Origin of the sequence: Streptomyces sp. NPDC004539, assembly GCF_040610055.1 — a bacterium.
Taxonomy (GTDB): Bacteria; Actinomycetota; Actinomycetes; order Streptomycetales; family Streptomycetaceae; genus Streptomyces.
Genome location: NZ_JBEXLS010000034.1, coordinates 70,604 through 87,433, shown reverse-complemented (window position 1 = coordinate 87,433; position 16,830 = coordinate 70,604). Strand labels below are relative to the sequence as shown.

The following is a 16,830-nucleotide window of genomic DNA, read 5'->3' as shown; positions in this document are numbered from 1 at the left end:
CGACTCCCGTACACCGAAGCCCTCACCCCACCACCCCCACCCCCCACTCCACCACCGAGTCCGCAACCCCCTCCCACCCCGGCGCGGCCGGCAGCAGATGTGGCATCCCCGGCACCACCCGCACCTCCACCCGCCCCACCCCCCGATACTTCCGGGCGTTGGCCCGCTGCACGGCGGGCGGCATCAGATGATCCCGCTCCCCGGACACGAACAGCAGCGGCGCCCGCAGCGGATTCCGGTAGTCGACGTACGTCGCCGCCCGCCCACCCCGAAAGTTCCCGAGGACGTTGTCCCAGAAGATCCGCCCGGACGCGGGCACGGCGTACCGCCGGTACAACGCGTCGGACTCCCCGGAGGGAAACGTGTTGGTGAAGGCGTACCGCCATTGCGCGGCACTCAGCGCCACCGCCCGCCCCCGATTCGCGGGACTGCGCAACACGGGGAAGGCCGCACGGAGTTGGGAGAGCGGCGCCACCCGAACCCCTTGCGGAGGAGCCGAGCAGATCGCGACGCCCGCGGCCCCGAGCCCCCGGTCCAGCAGCATCTGGACGAACGCCCCGCCCGCGGAGTGCCCGATGAGCAACGGCGGCCGGTCGAGCCCTCGGATCACCTCTTCAAGCCCGTCGACGATCCCCCCGACGGTGAGCCGCTCCACCGCCCCGGGGTCGGAGTTGAGCGCCTCGACCTCCACCTCGAACCCGGGATACGCGGGCGCGATCACCCGATACCCCCGCTGCTTGTAGTGCTCGACCCAGTGCTCCCAACTCCGCGGAGTCACCCAGAACCCGTGCACGAGAACGATCGTGTCCACGCCCCAACTCCCTTCAGGCAATGGCCCGTACGACAGCCGCCAGCTGCCGTACGACGACCTCGGGCCGCGACATCATCACGACGTGCGAGGCCCCCCGTACCTCCACCGTCCGGCTCCCGGCCCGCCGCGCCATGAACCGCTGGGCGGCCGGCGGAATCACCCGGTCGTCCCCGGCGACGACGTACCAGGACGGCACGCTCCGCCAGGCCGGCACCCCACTGGGCGCCGCCAACCCGCCCAGGCTGCCCGGCCGTTGGGTGACGGCCATGAGCCGGGTCGTGGAGCGCGGCAGGTCCTGCGCGAAGACGTCGTGGAACCTCGCCGGGTCGATGTACCCGTCCGCATCGGCCCCACCGGGCAACGCCCGCGTCCTGAGCGCGTCCGGCAACCGACTCCCGGGAAACTGCCCCGCCAGTTGCAGCGCGCTCTCCCCCTGATCCGGCGCGAACGCCGCGACGTACACGAGGGCCTTGACGTTCGCCCGCCCGGTCCCGGCGTTGGTGATGACCTCACCGCCGTACGAGTGCCCGACGAGCACGACGGGCCCGGTGATCGTGTCCAGCACGCTCCCCACGTACGCCGAGTCCCCGGCGATGTCCCGCAGCGGGTTCGCGGGCGCGATGACCTGATGCCCGGCGTGCAGCAGCCGAGCGGCGACGGCGTTCCACCCGGAGGCGTCGGCGAACACACCGTGCACGAGGACGAAGGTGATCCCCGACCCCGAACCACCCCCGGAGGCAACGGAGTCGGCCTCCACACCCGGGCCCACACCCTCCGCCCCCGAAGCAACTCCCCCTGTTCCCACGGCCATCGCGCCTCCGGCCGCAAGCACACTCCCCAACACCCGACGACGAGAACTCATCGAAGATCCCCTCCCATTAGGTCAACGACTCAGGTCAACTACCCGACGGTCAGAACGAGTTGAGGAACCGCAGCAGATCCGCACCCAGTTGCTCCTTGTGCGTGTCCGTGATCCCGTGCGGCGCCCCCGGATACACCACCAGCTCCGCCCCCTTCACCCGCGCGGCCGACGCCTTCCCGCCCACCTCGAACGGCACGACCTGATCGTCGTCCCCGTGAATCACCAGCGTCGGCACGTCCACCGCGTCCAGATCCCCCCGGAAGTCCGTCGCGGAGAACGCGGCGACGCACTCGTACGCGGCCCGATGCCCCGCCCGCAGCCCCTGCGCCCAGAACGCGTCCCGGACCCCCTGAGACACCGACGCCCCCGGCCGGTTGTTCCCGAAGAACGGCCCGTCGGCCAGGTCCCGGTACAGCTGGGACCGGTCGGCGAGCGACCCGGCCCGTATCGAGTCGAAGACGGCGCCCGGAACACCCCCGGGATTGTCGTCCGTGAGCAGCATGAACGGCGGCACGGCGGAGACGAGGACGAGCTGGGCGACCCGGGCGGTCCCGTGCCGCCCGATGTACCGCACGACCTCCCCGCCCCCGGTGGAGAACCCGACGAGCGTGACGTCCCGCAGATCGAGCGTGTCGAGGAGCGTGGCGAGGTCGTCGGCGTACGTGTCCATCTCGTTGCCGTGCCAAGGCTGTTCGGACCGCCCGTGCCCCCGCCGGTCGTGCGCGATCGCCCGGTACCCGTGCCCGGCGAGCAGCAACTGCTGCGCCTCCCAGCTGTCGGCGTCGAGCGGCCAGCCGTGGCTGAGCACGACGGCCCGCCCCTCACCCCAGTCCTTGTAGTGAATCCGGCTTCCGTCTGCTGTCGTGACGAACGGCATGGGGGCGCTCCCGAGGAGTGGCCTGCGCGGACGACGGGGAGCATGGCACGCGGGCCCGCCGACGACTGTGCCGTACGCGCCAACTGCTTGCCCCTGTACGTCAGTTGAGGAACCCTGGGGCGTGGGGGTGGGGCACCGTGCTGGTCCTGGACACCGACGACTTACCCGAGTCCGACCGCTACGAGGCCCTGCGTACGGCGGTCGCGCGCGAGGGCGGCATCTCCGAACTGACGGAGGGCGAACCGGCGTCGAGGCTGTGGAAGCGCATCGAGATCTGGACGTTCGGCCCTCTCACCCTCTTCGACACCCAGGGCACCGGCGCCCGCTTCCTGCGCTCGGCCCGCACCACCCGCCGTGAACTCGCGGGCAACGTCTCGCTGATGACCCAGGCCCCCGGCCACGGCACCGCCCGATTCGGCGCCGACGGCCACCAGCGCCTCCTCGGGGCCGACGGCATCGGCCTGGTCCCGCACATGGCGGCCTCGCACGAGTACGGCTGGCAGGGACTGGGCCGCTCGCTCGCGTTCACCGTCGACCTCGCCCACCTCGGCCTCCCCGTGGACACGGTCCGCGACGCGATCCCGCTGCTCTCCCACAGCCCCCTCGAACCCCTCCTCCTGCACCACATCCGCGCCCTGCGCCACGGCGCCGACCGCTACGCCGGCGGCCCCGAGGCCCAGCCCCTCGCGGACGCGACCCTGCACCTCACCCGCGCCCTCATCGTCTCCGTCGCCGGTGACGCCCGCACCCGCCGCGAGGTCGCCCACGAGACCCTCCTCCCGCGCATCCTCGCCCACCTCCGCACCCACCTCACCGACCCCGCCCTCACCCCGCACGGCGTCGCCCACGCCCACGGCATCTCCGTCCGCACCCTCTACCGCGTCTGCGAGGAGGGCGGGCTCAGCCTGGAGAAGTGGATCATCCACCGCCGTCTCGACGGCGCCCGCGCCGACCTCGCCGCCCCCCCAGCACGCCCACCGCACGATCGAATCCATCGCCCGCTCCTGGGGTTTCTCCAACCCCGCCCATTTCTCCCGCAGATTCCACCAGGCGTACGGCGCCACCCCCACCCAATGGCGCCGTCACGCTACACCTCGACCGCCAGCGCGGAATGCACCGCCCGAGCGACCCGCTGAATAGTCGTCACCCCGTATTTCATACTCGAATTCCCCTGCGAAAGCACGGTGATCGTGTACGTCCGCCCCTGCCCCACGAACACCCCGCTGCTGTGCACCCGCCACCCGAAACTCTCCCGAGGCAGCCACCCGTTCTTGACATGGACCGCCACCCCGGCAGGCGCCCCCTCGGTCGTCCCCCACCGCTGCGATTTCACGACCTTCCCCATCAATTCCAGCACGTACGACCGTGAGGTCGCGTTCAGTACGTCGTTCGGCCCGGCCAGGAGCCCCGTCAACCGCTGCTGATCCCGCGCGGTGAGCTGCGTGAGCCCCCAGTATCCGTACGGATTCGGCTCGGTCCGCGTCATCTTCGCCGCCGTCAGGAATCCCCGGACTTTCGCCACCCCCAGCTGATTCCACAGCGTATTGGTCGCGGAATTCGCCGACCGCGTGATCATCGACGACGCCAGCTTCTCCTCCTTCTCGGTCAGCGCCCGCCCCGCCCGCTGCGCGTCCCACAGCAGCGTCCCCAGCACGGTCACCTTCACGACGCTGGCCGCGTCGAACGCGTACGTGTCGCGCAGGGCGCAGCGGGTGCTCGTCGTCGGGTCGTGCAGGGCGACGGCGACCGTGCCCCGGCGGCCCGAGAGCGCCCGCGTGATCCCCTTCCGCAACGTCGTGGCCAGCCCTTTCTGCCCCGAGACGCAGCTCACCCCGGCCGCCGCCCGCGCCGTCGGCACCGGCGCGAGGGCCAGCAGGCACGCGCACACCAGCTGCGCGCACCACGCCCGCCGCCTCATTCCGGATCGGGGTTCGGCGGCGGCCCGACCTCCCCGACCGGCGCCGGGTCCCCCCACGGCACCGGCGCCGCATACGGCACGTTCCGCGCGGTCCCGGGCTTCACGCCGTACACGAACACCGCGTCCTCCAGCTCCAGTACGCCCCACAGCCGCCGGGCGTCCGCCAGCCGCAGGTTCACGCACCCGTGAGATCCGCCCGCGAAGAGATCCCCGTACGTCCCGTGAAAAGCCTGGCCCCCGTCGAAGAACTGCGCATACGGCATGGGGGCGTCGTCATAGAGGCTCGAATAGTGGTCCAGGTCCCGCCAGTAGATCCGATGCCATCCCGTCCGCGTCTCGTACCCGTCCCTCCCCGACCGCACCGGGACCACCCCGTAAACGACCCGCCGCCCCTCCTGCACCCACATCAACTGCCGTGTCAGATCGACGCAGGCGACCCGGTACCGCCGCACCGGACACTTTCCCCCGGCATTCGGATTCCGTCTCGCCTCCACCACCAGCACCATCCGGTACGAGGCCACCCCCGCGTATCCATCGGCGGGCACGACCCCGTTGCGCGCCTGAAATCCCCGGATCGCCGCGCAGTCCCCAGCCGACTGCGACCCGTCGACCGTCAGCCGCAAATGCCGTTCAAGCTCCCGCTGATAAGGCCCGGTGGACATCCGGCAAACAGGCGCGGCACCCACCGACACCGCCGCCGAGGGCGACACCACCCCGCCGGCCACCAACGCGAACGTCCCCCCGACCACCCCCCACCGACACCGCCGCCACCGACGCCGCACCTCGCCACCTCCCACCACCGAGACCATGTCCCGCCATCACTCCCACCCCCACCACCCCGGCACGCGACCCCCCACCCGATTCCCCCCGATCGGAGGACGCAAGGGTGCTTGACACAGCCGCCTCACGCACTCAGGCCCCCTCACGCACTCAAGACGGCTCGATCCCCCTGATCAGCTCCCGATGCGCCTCCTGCAACCCCGTCGGCAGCTCATCCGCCCGGAACCACCGGGCCTCCAGGATCTCGAACGGATCGATCCTCAACGTCCCCCCGACGTACACCGCCTCGTACGCCACCTCCACCCGCAGCCGGTACCCGCTCCGCACCCGCACCAGCCGCCCCGCCACCACATCCAGCCCCGTCTCCTCCTTCACCTCCCGCACCACGGTCGCCGAGAACTCCTCTCCCTTCGCGGCGAACCCCGTGGGCAGCCCCCACGGATGCCTCGGCGACCACAACCGATGCTTCAACAACAACACCTCACCCCCCTCGTTCCGCACGACCCCCGTCACCCCCACCACGAACTTCGCATGCGCGACCCACAACACCCGCCACTGCAAGGAACCACGCATGAGCCGCCACAGACGGGCGACGAGTCGCTTCACGGGTACACCTCTCGTCGGACGGGCAGCATGATCAAGTCTCCTGCCTCCTCGATATGTTTCACGTGAAACCGCAACCGGGGGGACGAGACCGTGCACAAGCATCAGCAGCCGGTGCCATGGACCGAGGCGGCGTTGGTGACCCTGGGCGGATTCGTCCTGATCGGGGTCGCCTGGGGATTCCTCTGGCTGGTGGACGGCGACAGCGGAATGCTCCCCTACTCCGTGATGGTGTTCCTCGCGCAGTGGTTCTTCACGCGGCACCGGTTCTGGGGAGCCGCGGTCGCGGCGGGGCTGGTCGGGACAGCGGTCGGGTTCCTGTTGCTCGCCCCTCTCCGGGAGCAGTTCGGCAAACCTCTCGCGGATGTTCTCGTGATCGCGTCCGCGCTGGTCAGCGCCATGATCGTGTTCACCCTTCGCGCTCGCCCCCGCAAGGCCCAGCTGACGCTTCCGTCCTGAACTTGCCGTGCGGCAAGGAGAGATACGGTAAAGTTCTTTACCGAATACTTACGACCGTCGCCTGGAAGGGGGCGTTTCCATGTACCAGGGCATCCGTGCCGTCCGTGTCGACAACGCCGCCCGCGACGGCGTTCCTGATACCGGCCGCAGCCTCTAGCGCTGCCCGCGCCCGGGCCGACGTACGCCGTACCGCGTACCGCCGGGCCTGCCGACAACACCCATCACCTTCACGTACGTACGACGCGCGCGCCCTCCTCCGGGACGGCCGCGCGTCGGCACAGACGCCCGCGACCTGAACCGAATCGACGGAGGTCAGACGCCCGTGCACGACACCACCGCGATGCTCATAGAACTCGGGGTGATCATCCTCGCCCTGGGCCTGCTCGGCCGGCTGGCCGGGCGGATCGGCTTCTCCCCGATCCCCCTCTACCTGCTCGCCGGACTCGCCTTCGGCCAGGGCGGACTCCTCCCGTTCGAGGCGAGCGAGGGATTCATCTCGACCGGCGCCGAGATCGGCGTCATCCTGCTGCTGCTCATGCTCGGCCTGGAGTACAGCGCCTCCGACCTGGTCACCACCCTGAAGACGCAGTACCCCTCCGGCGCCGTCGACTTCGTCCTCAACGCGACCCCCGGCGCGGCCATGGCGCTGCTGCTCGGCTGGGGCCCCGTCGCGGCCGTCGCGCTCGCCGGCGTCACCTGGATCTCGTCGTCCGGGGTGATAGCGAAGGTCCTCGGGGAGCTGCGCCGCCTCGGCAACCGGGAGACCCCGGTCGTCCTCGGCGTGCTGGTCCTGGAGGACCTCGCGATGGCCGTCTACCTGCCGATCCTCACCGCCGTCCTGGCCGGCGTGAGCCTCGCGGGCGGCGCCGTCACCCTGCTGATCTCGCTCGGCACGGTCGGCGCGGTGCTGTACGTCGCGCTGCGGCACGGCCGGCTCGTCAGCCGCGCGGTCGCCTCCGACAACGCCGAGATGCTGCTGCTCGTCGTCCTCGGCCTGACCCTGCTCGTCGCCGGGCTCGCGCAGCAGCTCCAGGTGTCGGCGGCGGTCGGCGCGTTCCTGGTCGGGATCGCCCTGTCCGGCGAGGTCGCGGAGGGCGCGGGCAACCTGATCACCCCCCTGCGGGACCTCTTCGCCGCCGTCTTCTTCGTCTTCTTCGGCCTGCACACCGACCCGCACGCGATCCCCCCGGTCCTGCTCCCGGCCCTCGCGCTCGCCCTGGTCACCGCCGGTACGAAGATCGCGACCGGCTACTGGGCCGCCCGCCGCGCGGGCATCTCCGTCCCGGGCCGCTGGCGGGCCGGTGGAGTCCTCGTCGCGCGCGGCGAGTTCTCCATCGTCATCGCCGGCCTCGCGGTCGGCACCGAACCCCGCATCGGCCCCCTGGCCACGGCCTACGTCCTCATCCTCGTCCTCCTCGGCCCCCTCACGGCCCGCTGGACCGAACCCCTCGCCCGCCGCTTCACCAGGACCACCCCCCTGAACGGCACCCCCCAGCGCGAGGCCGCCCATGCGAGCGGCTGAGACAGCGGTGACGCGTACGACGACGGCGAAGGCGAGGAGTCTCACCATGACCGGAGCGAACACGAGGACCGGCACACGGACGGCCCGGCCCAGGACACCGGGCGCCACCCGCACCACCCGCCGAATCCAGGGGACCGCACCGCATCCGAACCCGGCCCCCGTGCGTCGTACGCAGCAGACGACGACGGAGGGGGCGTACGGCGTGGAAGGGGTGCTCGGGGGTGGGGAGACGTTCGTGGAGGGGTTCGCGGAGATCCTCGCGGACGCGGCGGCGACGGGCCGGCGGCTGACGCGCGGCGAACTGGAGTCGCGGCGGGCGCTGGGGGCGCGCGCGGCGGAGGCCGGTCTCGCCTGGCGGCCACTGGTCCGCGCCTACCTCAGCGCGGGCCGGGAGAACCGGCCCGCGCAGGCCGACCTGGACGACGTGCTGAGCGTCCTCGAACAGGCCGTGGACGCCTTCTCCGACGGGTACGAGCGGGCGCAGCGGCTCGTCGTGCGCAAGGAGGAGGCCGCGCGCCGGGAGTTCATCGACGACCTCCTCGCCGGGCACGGCGACCCCGGCCAACTCGCCGCCCGCTCCGAACGGTTCGGCCTGCGCCTGTCCCGCGCGCACGCCGTCGCCGTCGCGACCGGCCCCGAGGCGTACGACGAGACCGACCCCGTGCCCCGGCAGGTCGCCGTCGAGCTGTTCGCCCGGTTCGAGAACCGGCGCATCCTGTTCACCACCAAGGACGGCCGGATGGTGTGCGTCGCGCCGGGCGACCAGGAGGACGTCCTCGTCCACTTCGCGAAGCTCGTCCACTCCATCACCGGGGGCGCCGGACAGGTCGCCGTCGGGCGGACGCGTACGGGGGCGGTGGGCATCGGGCACTCCTACGAGGAGGCGCTCAACGCGCTCGACGTCGCCCAGCGGATGGGGTTCGACGAGCCCCTGTTGCGCGCCGCCGATCTCCTCGTCTTCCCGGTGCTGGCCCGCGACCGGCAGGCGCTGATGGACCTCGTCCAGCACACCCTGGCCCCGCTGGCGGAGGCACGCGGCGGAGCGCAGCCGCTGCTCGACACCCTCACCGCGTACTTCGACACCGGCTGCGTCGCCGCCGCCGCGGCCCGTGAACTCTCGCTCAGCGTGCGGGCGTTGACGTACCGGCTGGAACGCGTCCACACCCTCACCGGAGTCGACCCCGCCGACCCCGCGCACCGCTACACCCTGCAAACCGCCGTCATCGGGGCGAGGTTGCTCAACTGGCCGTCCAGGCCACTGAGCTGAGCCGGGAGTGGGAGAATTCCCGGGGCTGCGCGCGGCGTAGGGCGGAGCCGGTCGGAGAGGGAGTGTCGGCATGATCGAGTGGAGCGATTTCGGATCGGGCGCCCGTCCGGTACCCCAGCCGGTGGCGACCCCGCTGATCTGGGCGGGCGCCTTCTCCGGCGCGCTGCTCCTGGTCGCCGTCCTCAACACGACCGTCGGCATGGACCGCCCCCACCTCGCCCTCCTCGCGCTGTCCCTCCTCGCCGCCGTCCTCGGCCTCTGCGCCCGCTTCACCGCCGCGCCGGGCACGGCCGTCCTGTGCTGGCTCTTCCTCAACGGCTTCGCGATCGCCCCGCTCGGGACCCTGACCTGGACAGTCTCCCGGGACGCCCTGTGGCTCGCGTGTCTGCTGGGGGCGGCGCTGCTGGGGACAACGTTGGCGCGGGTGGTGGATGCGCGGGCGGCGTATCGGAGGGTTTCGGGGGGTTGGGAGGACTGAGGGGAGCTTCCGGCCGGGGCCGGGGGCCGAGGGGGTTTCCGGCCGGGGTCGGGGGGCCGAGGGGGTCTCCGGGCCGCGGTGGCTTTGCGGCTCCCCCGTTGAGGTGACGTGGAGGGTGAAGGCCGGCCGACACGTACCGGTGCCCGCCCCTCCCCGCCGTACCGCCGACAGACCCCCGGCATGCCCTCCAAACAAGTGGTACGTCTGACCTGCGCCGTCCTCGGTGCCGCCCTCCTCATCGGCTGCGCGGTGGCCGCCGCAGGGCTGCACGACCCCGTCCGCGCGCTCCAGTCGCAGGCCGGGCGGATGGCGGTGGTCATCGTCTGCGGGGTCGCCGGACTGGTCTGCGCGGCGACGGCCCTGCTGATGCCGTCCCGGCGCCGGGTGGACCGGATGGCCTGGCTGAGCGCGTTCACGGCGCTGGTGTGCCTGGGGTCGACGGTGTTCATCTGAGTCTGCGTCGGAGCGGACGAGTCGGTGACGGGCGTCCCCGGGACGGCCGTGTCGAACGCCCACCAGGCCGATCAAGTCCTCGCCGACCGGACTCCTCATCGAGACGCTCCAGTTCAGCGACACCCACAACGTCAAACTCACCGGCTACCTCTGGCAGCGGCTGCCCGCGGACGCGTCCACCGAGAAGCCTGCCGTCGAGATGCCGGACGCGATCGACGGGGGCGCGACCGAGCGGGTGTACCAGGAGAAGGCGGGGGACGGGCAGGTCGTCGGCTGGCGGCTGCGCGCGACCCTGCGCGAACGCTTCGACTACAACCGCTACCCGCTGGACCGCCAGGTCGTCTGGCTGACGATGTGGCCCACCGCCGACCGCCAGGTCCTGGTCCCCGACTTCTCGGCCTACCCGCCCTGGAAGGCCACCGACCGTCTCGCCCTCTACCAGCACATCGTCACGCCGTCCTGGCAGCCGCACTTCACCACCTACAGCCTCGGCGAGATCGACGACCGCACGACCTACGGCCGTGACCTGCGCGTCGAGGACACGATCCCCGAACTCCACTTCTCCACCGGCCTCACCCGCCAGTTCCTCAGCCCTCTCCTGGACCGCCCCGTCCCCCTGATCGTCATCACGGCCCTGGTTTTCGCGTCTCTCTTCGCCGTCACCAAAGACTCCGAACGCCGAGCCCTCTCCGGCTTCTCCACCTGGGCCGTCCTCGGCTTCTGCGGCGCCCAGATGCTCGTCGTCGCCGTCCAACACAGCGTCCTCCGCGGCGAAACCGGCTCCTCCGGCATCGTCTACGCCGAGTACTTCTACTTCATCCTCTACCTCGTCATCGCCCTCATCGCCCTCATCGCCATCAACGTCGTCGAGGTGACCTCGACCCGGAGAGTGGGTTTCCTGGAGTGGCAGGGCAACACGGCGGCCCGGCTGCTGTATTGGCCGCTGGTGACGGTGGGGGTGTTCTTGCTGTGAGACGCGGGACGCCCCTGCGTCCGTTACGCGTTGGCTCGGACGCAGGGGCGGGGACCGGAACGTCAGACGCGACCCTCACGAACACCGGCGAGGAAGCTGCGGAAGGCGGCACCGGGGACCAGGAGCGCGGGTCCGTCGGGATTCTTGGAGTCGCGGAGGGCGATGGTGGCGGGGAGGGGGGCGGCTTCTACGCAGTTGCCGCCGCCGTTGCTGTAGGAGGACTTGATCCAGGCCACTCCTGCCAGGCTGGACGCTTTGATCGTGACGGGTTGGCGGTTCATTCTGCGATCTCTCGTACTAGTTGGTTCAGGAACTTCGGAGTGTCCCGAGGAGGAAGAGCGTTCGATGCCATCGCGTCGAACATTCGGGAGAACCGGTTCACTTCGCGGGGCTTGTCGGAGACGGCGACGGTGCGCATCGCGGTGTCGCTCTGAATGGTCGTGGGTATGACGTCTGGCCCCGAGCGAGTAGCGCAGAGCCGGTTCGTGAGGACGTCTTCGGTAATCACCAGGACCTTCCGTCGACGGCACGGATCATCACGGTGAGGAGCGGTGAAGCGGGGGACGGCTGGCTTTGGCCGATGTCCTCGTATCCCCAGGACTCGTAGAGCGCGTGCACTTTCCCGTCCCCGGCGGCGGAGTTGACCATGAGCGTCACGTACGGCTCCTGGCGGGCGGCGAGGAGAGCGTCGTGGATGCGGCGTGCGGTTCCTGTGCCGCGCCAGGTGGGGCGTACGCCGATCTCTTTCAGGGCCAGGGCTGGGCGTTCTGTGTACTGCTCGGGTGGGGTGGGGGTGGTGCGCTGCCAGTAGCGGTTGCCGTGCTCGATGGTGTTGGCGTAGGCGTAGCCGATCGGGTGATCGTCGGCGTAGGCGAGGACAGCTACGAAGCCGGGGTCTGCGCCGTGCCGGTCCAGTCGTTCTCCGAAAGCTGTGACCGCGTAGTTCGGCAAATGGAGAAGGGGCGCGCGTACCTCGGCGTAGACGTCAAGGAGATCACTGCGGATGGGGTCGAGGGTGGTGAACGTGCGCAGTTCGACAGTGGGCGCCGTGGTCACTTGGTCCATCCCTTTCTTCATGAGCCGGGAAGAGCTGTGATGCGGAAGCCCACCCAGCGGCCGGCCTCACGAGCTTCGGTCACAAGACATCACCGGTGTGCTTGGCATCCTGCTCGGGAATTCGCCAACCGGCGGTGTGCTCGATCCAGGTCTGCGTCGTCGAACTGTCCGGTGCAACTGCGCGTAGAGCCGCTCCGAACTCCTGCAACATGCGGGAGACTCGCGCGTGTTGAGTGGCGGAGTCGGCGGGTACCAGCATCGCGGTGGACGTGGCGGCATCAGCGTCGCCCTGGGCGAGTTGGGCGTGTGCGAGCCGTGTCGTGGTGATCGCCCGCGATCGGACCATGTGAGGTCGCAGGGTGGACAAACTGCGGTGAGCATGGAACTCGGCCATCTGGTGATTGCCCAGCGAGAGGTATGCCGACAACGCCAATGAGTCCAACTCGGCCTGGTCGTAGAAGGCGAGCAGCCAGACCGGACGGTAGGTGCCCTGGGTAGCTCGAAGCATGGCGTCCTGGGACTGGTCCAGTACTCGGCGCGTGGCGCTGTGGTTCTGTGAGGTGCCGTGGATGGCGGCCTCTCGGGCCAGGCCGAGGGAGGCGAACATCGGGTCCCGGCGGGTGATGTGCAGGTTCCGCGCCACATCGTTCGCCGCGAGCGCGTCCGCAGGCCGCCCCATGTGCCGGTACAACGTCCCCGCATGGCTCCAGATCCGGAACTTGATCGCCTGGTCGCCGGACATCTCCGCGAGGGTCTGCGCCTCGCGCATATGGGTCTTCGCGTCCTCGTACCGGCGGCCGTCGATCGCGGCCCACATCGCGGAGGAGCGGAACGACGCGGCGCAGGCGTAGAGGCTGCTCCGTACGCGCTGGCTCGCACTCCCCGCGTTCTGGAGGTTCAGCGCCTCGTCGGCGAGGGCGGCGGCCCGCTGTTCGATGCCGAGTCGGCCGCCGTGGCGGTGGTCGCTGGCGATGATCTCGGTGAAGCGCCGCTGGAGGCGGTCGACGTCGCTCATACCGATCCGGCGTGGCGACGAGGTGCCGGGCGTGGCCGCCGCGACGGCTGCCGCCGCGATGCCGCCGACAAGACTGCGACGCTTCATGTCGGGGTCCTCCTGTTGCGGTGAGGTCGGGACAACCTGCTTCCGGCCACGTGGCACGAACCCTAAGGCGACAGCGGGAAGCCCCGTCACGTTCTCAAGTGCCTTACGGGTGGCGGACTTGGGCCATTTGACCCGCCCCGCCTTCCAGTCCCGTACGGATGACCCGTCCAGTCCGCCGGGCCTCCCGGTGAATTCCTCGACGGCCTTGTTCACCGTGTCGGCAAGGCGGTTGGAGCTGTAACCGTGTTCCGTCATCCACGCCTCAAGAACCACGTTGCGCGTGCAGTCCATGCCCGCAAGGTAGCCCTCACGGCCACCGTCCGTCAGACGGGCGGGAGGTCAAATCGCCCTAGGCGATCCTGCGGCGCGAGTAGTTGATGTCCCTAACCGGACTACCCGGAAGGGGAGTTGTCTGTTCGTCACGCACCGCGACAACCCGAAGGCTCACCGCAATGACGAGTCTCAGTACGTCAGTTCAGACCGCCTCCGTCGGCTCCCCCGCCTACAGCCAGAGCTTCCCCTGCGAGCCGGCCACGGCGGAGGCGGGCCGCAAGCTCGTCCGGCAGGTCCTCGCCGTCTGGGGCCTCGACCGCATAGCCGACCGCGCCGAACTGACCGTCACGGAACTGATCGCGAACGCCACCCGGCACACCTCCTGCCCCGAGATCCGCCTCGTCGTCAGACGGCTGGCCCCGACCCGGGTCCGGGTGGGAATCGTGGACCGCGCGCCTTCCCGCCTGCCCGTCCCCGGCCGGGCTGACGACGATGACGAGTCCGGCCGCGGCCTGCTCCTCGTCGAGGCGGTCGCCGCCCGCTGGGGATACGACCTGCACGGCTCGCGCGGGCGGCTCTGGGCCAAGGAGGTGTGGGCCGAGATCCACGACGACCACGAAGGAGCCGACGGCCATGACCCCCGAGCGTGACGAACAGCCCGCCCTGGAGGCGCTGTTCGGAATGACCCCGCCCACCCCGGTCGTCGGCTGCTCCGGGTGCGCCGAGTTCGTCGACCGGCGCAGATCCGCGCGCGCCGCGCACGACTACAGCAAGGAGACGGACGTCAACGTCCTGATGCGCCGTCACCAGCGGCAGGCACACCCCGGCGAAACACCGTGACGACTGTCAGAGTTGGGCCGATCACCGTGAGTGCGCGGCCGGCGTACCCGCGACCCCGAGCGAAAGGCACCCCGTGAAGCGACTCGTCGCCCGTCTGTGGCGGCTCTTCCGAGGCCCCTTGCAGTGGCGGATTCTCTGGTTCGCCCACGCCAAGTTCATGGTCGGCGTCACGGGCGTCGTCCGGAACGAGGCGGGCCAAGTGCTCCTGCTCAAGCACCGGATGTGGCCCCCGGAACGCCCGTGGGGCCTGCCCACCGGCTACGCGGTCAAGGGCGAGGAGTTCCCGCTGACCGTGGCCCGGGAGGTGAAGGAGGAAACCGGCCTGGACGTCGTACCGGGCCGCCTGCTGACCGTGACGAGCGGCTACAGGCTCCGGGTGGAAGTGGCGTACGAAGCCCTCTGCACCGGCGACGACCCGTTGAAGATCGACACGTTCGAGATCCTGGAGGCTCAGTGGTTCGACCCGGACTCGCTGCCGGAGGGGATGCAGGACTCCCACCGGCAGCTCATCAAGAACACCGATCCGTCCTGAACCTGCTGGCCCCCAACGAGGGGGTCACCGGGGCGAAGGCCGTGACCGCACTGCTCGCGCTGCGCGCCGACCTGTCGGCCCTGACGATCCGACACCCGAACCTCGTCTTCCGTCCGGCACCCGAACGCCTCGCCCACTGGCGGACGTCGGGTGTCGCCACGGACGTGTTCGACAGCGGGCACGAGGCCGTCCGTCACCGGTACGCCGAACTGGGCCTCTCCCAACTCCTTCCGCTGTCGCGGGTGTTGACGGGGGCTGAGTCGGCATCGCCGAGTGCCTTCGGCGGCTTCCACCACCCCGAACAGGGTTACCGCCACCTCCAGATGGCGTCGGTCATCACCATGTACGGCCCCCTGGGGACCGCCGGTCCACAGCATCCGGAACTCGCCCTCCTCGACCTCCTCCGCGCGTATGCCCACGACTGCCTCCACTACGGCTCCCGCCGCCGGTACGTGGACGTCGGCGGCAGGCCGACACGTACGCAATACGGCATCAACTTCCGTCGAGTGAGCGGGAGTTCGTACTCGGCGGCAGATCCTCGGGGCATCTCCGGGACACGCAACATCGGCGTGGTGATGGAAGGCGCCTGCGACAGGGAAGCCCGCCGCATCACCCGCGAGACCGTCGAACGCGCTGGCCTGCGCGAACACGCCGACCCGATCGGTCGGCTCGCGTTCCGCGACAGCACGGGAACACTGACCCCCGAGGACGCGGCCACCGCTCCCGACACCGACGACGAGGCCCGGTACGCCGATGCGCTGCACCGGTACGAGGCCGGGGTGAACCTCAAGTACGCCCGGTTCCTCACGGAGTTCGGGCCAGGGGAGGAAGAGGAACTGCACGGTCACCTGCTGCGCGCGATGATCAGCGGCGACGTACAGCGCCTGAGCACCTGGCTCGACGCCCGGCACGGACCGGGCACGTTCCCCGGCATCTTCCTGTCAGGCACGTACTTCGCACCGGATCGGCCCCGAGGCGAGAGCTAGACGCCGTCCGCGGACTCGACCACGTACGACCCCCGGCTCGGCACGGTGTAGATGAGCCCCTGGTCCCGCAGAACCGTCAGAGCCGACCGCGCTGTGTTCCGCGCGACCCCGTACCGCTCCGTCAGCTCCTTCTCGGACGGCAGCGGACGCCCCGGCGCGAGCTCGCCGCTCTTGATCTCCGCGGCCAGGTCGGCAGCGATCTGCCGGTACGGGGGCTCCGGGGCCCGGGGGTCGATCTCACGCGCTGCCATGAACAGAAGCGTAGACAACTCACCATCCCGCGCACACAAGCTAGCCAAAATTAAACATGCCTAGACCGACCTATACCGGTTGGGTTAGCGTCAGGCACGAAAACGCCCCGGGTGAACCGGTCCTACGCGGTCCACCTGGGGCTCGCCAAGACAGCTTGTTAGGAGCTGACTGACGTATGCGCGATGCTATCGCCCGCGCCCTCACCTGGGCCCTCCTTGCCTTCACCCCTCGTCGCCGTCCCGGCCGCCACTCGTCCACGTACCTCACCGCCCAGCCCGCCGCCCTCGGCCCCGTCCCCGTGAGCCCTTGGTCCCGCCCCTGGACCAGCCCCACCAAAGAGGAAGCCGCCGCACTCTTCCGCCGACAGGCCGAAGCGGAGACCGAGAGGGAACTCCGCCTCCAGAGGGAACGCCGTCAAGCTGCCGCCCTGGCCGCCCTCGGCATCGACCACCCGTACACCTACGACGGCGCCCCCTTCGGCCCCGACGCGTTCCACGCAACGCAGGCGGCGAGCGCATGAACCGCGACGCGCTGACCTCCCCACCCCTCACCCTCTTCACCGCCCCCTGCTGCCGCTGCGAACGCCGAACAGGCGCGGCCGTCGCATGCCGCGACATCCACCACACCAGCGGCCCCGGCATCACCCTTTACGCCTGCCCCGACTGCATCCTCACCGTCGGCGTAGGCCCCACCTCCTACGACCCGGTCGACAACCAGTCCCCGGCATCCGAGGACACACAGTCCTGTTTCACGTGAAACATGGCCGTGGGGCGAGCGACTTGGTCA

Annotated in this window: 24 protein-coding genes; 13 read left to right on the top strand and 11 right to left on the bottom strand. The window is 70.4% G+C overall.

Features of this window, described 5'->3' with window-relative positions:
- Positions 1-22 precede the first annotated feature (22 nt).
- The 3 genes from ABZX85_RS44160 to ABZX85_RS44150 all read right to left on the bottom strand — a co-directional run bounded on the left by ABZX85_RS44160 (position 23) and on the right by ABZX85_RS44150 (position 2,550).
- Positions 23-811, bottom strand: coding sequence for an alpha/beta fold hydrolase (locus ABZX85_RS44160; protein ID WP_355882842.1), 789 nt, complete (start codon positions 809-811; stop codon positions 23-25).
- A gap of 13 nt (positions 812-824) precedes the next feature.
- Positions 825-1,568, bottom strand: coding sequence for an alpha/beta hydrolase (locus tag ABZX85_RS44155; protein WP_355882839.1), 744 nt, complete (start codon positions 1,566-1,568; stop codon positions 825-827).
- A gap of 154 nt (positions 1,569-1,722) precedes the next feature.
- Positions 1,723-2,550 (bottom strand): alpha/beta hydrolase, encoded by an 828-nt coding sequence (locus ABZX85_RS44150; RefSeq protein WP_355882836.1) that lies wholly within the window; start codon positions 2,548-2,550, stop codon positions 1,723-1,725.
- Positions 2,551-3,285: 735 nt separating this feature from the next.
- On the opposite strand from ABZX85_RS44150, the gene ABZX85_RS44145 reads away from it, so the two are divergent.
- Positions 3,286-3,690, top strand: a complete 405-nt coding sequence (locus tag ABZX85_RS44145) for a helix-turn-helix transcriptional regulator (RefSeq protein ID WP_355882895.1) — start codon at positions 3,286-3,288, stop codon at positions 3,688-3,690.
- Here ABZX85_RS44145 and ABZX85_RS44140 read toward each other — a convergent pair.
- The 3 genes from ABZX85_RS44140 to ABZX85_RS44130 all read right to left on the bottom strand — a co-directional run bounded on the left by ABZX85_RS44140 (position 3,638) and on the right by ABZX85_RS44130 (position 5,854).
- On the bottom strand, positions 3,638-4,468 hold the full coding sequence (locus ABZX85_RS44140) for a serine hydrolase (protein ID WP_355882833.1): 831 nt from the start codon (positions 4,466-4,468) through the stop codon (positions 3,638-3,640). The genes ABZX85_RS44145 and ABZX85_RS44140 overlap by 53 nt on opposite strands.
- Entirely contained in the window at positions 4,465-5,130 is a 666-nt protein-coding gene (locus ABZX85_RS44135) for a L,D-transpeptidase family protein (protein WP_355882830.1), read from the bottom strand. The genes ABZX85_RS44140 and ABZX85_RS44135 overlap by 4 nt, the downstream gene beginning before the upstream one ends.
- Before the next feature lie 268 nt (positions 5,131-5,398).
- A complete protein-coding gene (locus ABZX85_RS44130) occupies positions 5,399-5,854 on the bottom strand; it encodes an NUDIX domain-containing protein (RefSeq protein WP_355882827.1) in 456 nt (151 codons plus the stop codon).
- Between the two features lie 90 nt (positions 5,855-5,944).
- On the opposite strand from ABZX85_RS44130, the gene ABZX85_RS44125 reads away from it, so the two are divergent.
- The 6 genes from ABZX85_RS44125 to ABZX85_RS44100 all read left to right on the top strand — a co-directional run bounded on the left by ABZX85_RS44125 (position 5,945) and on the right by ABZX85_RS44100 (position 11,003).
- On the top strand, positions 5,945-6,310 hold the full coding sequence (locus tag ABZX85_RS44125; protein ID WP_355882824.1) for a hypothetical protein: 366 nt from the start codon (positions 5,945-5,947) through the stop codon (positions 6,308-6,310).
- 322 nt (positions 6,311-6,632) lie between these two features.
- Positions 6,633-7,832 carry a cation:proton antiporter gene (locus ABZX85_RS44120; RefSeq protein ID WP_355882821.1) on the top strand — a complete coding sequence of 400 codons (1,200 nt, stop codon included), beginning with the start codon at positions 6,633-6,635 and terminating at the stop codon, positions 7,830-7,832.
- Positions 7,833-7,878: 46 nt separating this feature from the next.
- Positions 7,879-9,099, top strand: a complete 1,221-nt coding sequence (locus tag ABZX85_RS44115) for a helix-turn-helix domain-containing protein (protein WP_355882819.1) — start codon at positions 7,879-7,881, stop codon at positions 9,097-9,099.
- 70 nt (positions 9,100-9,169) lie between these two features.
- Complete coding sequence (locus tag ABZX85_RS44110) at positions 9,170-9,577, top strand: hypothetical protein (RefSeq protein ID WP_355882816.1); 408 nt, start codon at positions 9,170-9,172, stop codon at positions 9,575-9,577.
- Positions 9,578-9,757: 180 nt separating this feature from the next.
- Entirely contained in the window at positions 9,758-10,030 is a 273-nt protein-coding gene (locus ABZX85_RS44105) for a hypothetical protein (protein WP_355882814.1), read from the top strand.
- A 199-nt stretch (positions 10,031-10,229) separates the two neighbouring features.
- Positions 10,230-11,003, top strand: coding sequence for a hypothetical protein (locus tag ABZX85_RS44100; RefSeq protein ID WP_355882811.1), 774 nt, complete (start codon positions 10,230-10,232; stop codon positions 11,001-11,003).
- A 62-nt stretch (positions 11,004-11,065) separates the two neighbouring features.
- On the opposite strand, the gene ABZX85_RS44095 is transcribed toward ABZX85_RS44100, so the two are convergent.
- The 4 genes from ABZX85_RS44095 to ABZX85_RS44080 all read right to left on the bottom strand — a co-directional run bounded on the left by ABZX85_RS44095 (position 11,066) and on the right by ABZX85_RS44080 (position 13,452).
- Positions 11,066-11,284: a DUF397 domain-containing protein gene (locus tag ABZX85_RS44095; protein WP_355882808.1), complete on the bottom strand. Its 219-nt coding sequence runs from the start codon at positions 11,282-11,284 to the stop codon at positions 11,066-11,068.
- The gene (locus ABZX85_RS44090) at positions 11,281-11,511 is read right to left on the bottom strand and encodes a Scr1 family TA system antitoxin-like transcriptional regulator (RefSeq protein WP_355882805.1); all 231 of its coding nucleotides are present in this window, start codon (positions 11,509-11,511) and stop codon (positions 11,281-11,283) included. The genes ABZX85_RS44095 and ABZX85_RS44090 overlap by 4 nt, the downstream gene beginning before the upstream one ends.
- Positions 11,508-12,059: a GNAT family N-acetyltransferase gene (locus ABZX85_RS44085; protein ID WP_355882892.1), complete on the bottom strand. Its 552-nt coding sequence runs from the start codon at positions 12,057-12,059 to the stop codon at positions 11,508-11,510. The genes ABZX85_RS44090 and ABZX85_RS44085 overlap by 4 nt, the downstream gene beginning before the upstream one ends.
- A gap of 79 nt (positions 12,060-12,138) precedes the next feature.
- Positions 12,139-13,452 (bottom strand): XRE family transcriptional regulator, encoded by a 1,314-nt coding sequence (locus ABZX85_RS44080; protein WP_355882802.1) that lies wholly within the window; start codon positions 13,450-13,452, stop codon positions 12,139-12,141.
- Between the two features lie 161 nt (positions 13,453-13,613).
- Between ABZX85_RS44080 and ABZX85_RS44075 the strand changes: the two genes are divergently transcribed.
- The 4 genes from ABZX85_RS44075 (at position 13,614) to ABZX85_RS44060 (ending at position 15,792) form a co-directional block, all read left to right on the top strand.
- Entirely contained in the window at positions 13,614-14,084 is a 471-nt protein-coding gene (locus tag ABZX85_RS44075; protein WP_355882799.1) for an ATP-binding protein, read from the top strand.
- Positions 14,068-14,274, top strand: coding sequence for a hypothetical protein (locus tag ABZX85_RS44070; protein WP_355882797.1), 207 nt, complete (start codon positions 14,068-14,070; stop codon positions 14,272-14,274). Before ABZX85_RS44075 ends, ABZX85_RS44070 begins: the two co-directional genes overlap by 17 nt.
- A gap of 73 nt (positions 14,275-14,347) precedes the next feature.
- Positions 14,348-14,806, top strand: coding sequence for an NUDIX domain-containing protein (locus ABZX85_RS44065; RefSeq protein WP_355882794.1), 459 nt, complete (start codon positions 14,348-14,350; stop codon positions 14,804-14,806).
- 41 nt (positions 14,807-14,847) lie between these two features.
- Entirely contained in the window at positions 14,848-15,792 is a 945-nt protein-coding gene (locus ABZX85_RS44060) for a hypothetical protein (RefSeq protein ID WP_355882791.1), read from the top strand.
- Here the strand turns inward: ABZX85_RS44060 and ABZX85_RS44055 are convergent.
- Entirely contained in the window at positions 15,789-16,043 is a 255-nt protein-coding gene (locus tag ABZX85_RS44055; RefSeq protein WP_355882789.1) for a winged helix-turn-helix domain-containing protein, read from the bottom strand. The two genes, ABZX85_RS44060 and ABZX85_RS44055, sit on opposite strands and share 4 nt — an antisense overlap.
- A 176-nt stretch (positions 16,044-16,219) precedes the next feature.
- Here ABZX85_RS44055 and ABZX85_RS44050 point away from each other — a divergent pair, with 176 nt between their 5' ends.
- Both ABZX85_RS44050 and ABZX85_RS44045 read left to right on the top strand, forming a co-directional pair.
- Positions 16,220-16,564 (top strand): hypothetical protein, encoded by a 345-nt coding sequence (locus ABZX85_RS44050; protein WP_355882786.1) that lies wholly within the window; start codon positions 16,220-16,222, stop codon positions 16,562-16,564.
- Positions 16,561-16,800, top strand: a complete 240-nt coding sequence (locus tag ABZX85_RS44045) for a hypothetical protein (RefSeq protein WP_355882783.1) — start codon at positions 16,561-16,563, stop codon at positions 16,798-16,800. Before ABZX85_RS44050 ends, ABZX85_RS44045 begins: the two co-directional genes overlap by 4 nt.
- Positions 16,801-16,830: the final 30 nt, after the last annotated feature.

Excerpts from the sequence above, each read along its gene's own strand:
- ABZX85_RS44100 (WP_355882811.1), top strand. The coding sequence starts at position 10,230 with ATGCCGGACGCGATCGACGGGGGCGCGACCGAGCGGGTGTACCAGGAG.
- ABZX85_RS44110 (WP_355882816.1), top strand. The coding sequence starts at position 9,170 with ATGATCGAGTGGAGCGATTTCGGATCGGGCGCCCGTCCGGTACCCCAG.
- ABZX85_RS44050 (WP_355882786.1), top strand. The coding sequence starts at position 16,220 with ATGCGCGATGCTATCGCCCGCGCCCTCACCTGGGCCCTCCTTGCCTTC.
- ABZX85_RS44080 (WP_355882802.1), bottom strand. The coding sequence starts at position 13,452 with ATGGACTGCACGCGCAACGTGGTTCTTGAGGCGTGGATGACGGAACAC.
- ABZX85_RS44140 (WP_355882833.1), bottom strand. The coding sequence starts at position 4,468 with ATGAGGCGGCGGGCGTGGTGCGCGCAGCTGGTGTGCGCGTGCCTGCTG.
- ABZX85_RS44075 (WP_355882799.1), top strand. The coding sequence starts at position 13,614 with ATGACGAGTCTCAGTACGTCAGTTCAGACCGCCTCCGTCGGCTCCCCC.
- ABZX85_RS44135 (WP_355882830.1), bottom strand. The coding sequence starts at position 5,130 with ATGTCCACCGGGCCTTATCAGCGGGAGCTTGAACGGCATTTGCGGCTG.
- ABZX85_RS44055 (WP_355882789.1), bottom strand. The coding sequence starts at position 16,043 with ATGGCAGCGCGTGAGATCGACCCCCGGGCCCCGGAGCCCCCGTACCGG.
- ABZX85_RS44150 (WP_355882836.1), bottom strand. The coding sequence starts at position 2,550 with ATGCCGTTCGTCACGACAGCAGACGGAAGCCGGATTCACTACAAGGAC.
- ABZX85_RS44045 (WP_355882783.1), top strand. The coding sequence starts at position 16,561 with ATGAACCGCGACGCGCTGACCTCCCCACCCCTCACCCTCTTCACCGCC.
- ABZX85_RS44115 (WP_355882819.1), top strand. The coding sequence starts at position 7,879 with ATGACCGGAGCGAACACGAGGACCGGCACACGGACGGCCCGGCCCAGG.
- ABZX85_RS44105 (WP_355882814.1), top strand. The coding sequence starts at position 9,758 with ATGCCCTCCAAACAAGTGGTACGTCTGACCTGCGCCGTCCTCGGTGCC.
- ABZX85_RS44095 (WP_355882808.1), bottom strand. The coding sequence starts at position 11,284 with ATGAACCGCCAACCCGTCACGATCAAAGCGTCCAGCCTGGCAGGAGTG.
- ABZX85_RS44070 (WP_355882797.1), top strand. The coding sequence starts at position 14,068 with ATGACCCCCGAGCGTGACGAACAGCCCGCCCTGGAGGCGCTGTTCGGA.